Annotated in this window: 1 protein-coding gene; it reads left to right on the top strand. The window is 41.5% G+C overall.

What is annotated here, in order from left to right; genetic code table 11:
- A partial coding sequence (locus ACFILA_RS09840; protein WP_375661160.1) for a glutamate ligase domain-containing protein occupies nt 1-299 on the top strand: 299 nt, incomplete at both ends.

Here is a 299-nt window from a genome sequence, read left to right as displayed (position 1 = left end):
TGGTGAATTTAATGTGTATAATACTTTAGCGGCAGTCGGTGCAGCTTATGCAGCTGGTGCTGATTTAAATGAAATTGTGGATTCATTAAGTAGGGTCAAAGGAGTCAAGGGACGTTTTCAACTAGTTCCTTCTGATACTGGCGTTAGCGTGATTGTTGATTACGCGCATACACCTGATGGCTTATTGAATGTGTTAGAGACGTTAAATGATTTTGCACAACATGATACCTATTGTATCGTTGGTTGTGGTGGTGACCGTGACGCTAAGAAACGTCCTCAAATGGCTAAAATTGCGGTTG

Source organism: Bartonella sp. CL71SXKL, from assembly GCF_042194935.1.
Classification (GTDB): Bacteria; Pseudomonadota; Alphaproteobacteria; order Rhizobiales; family Rhizobiaceae; genus Bartonella.
This window is presented reverse-complemented; position numbering and strand designations above follow the sequence as displayed.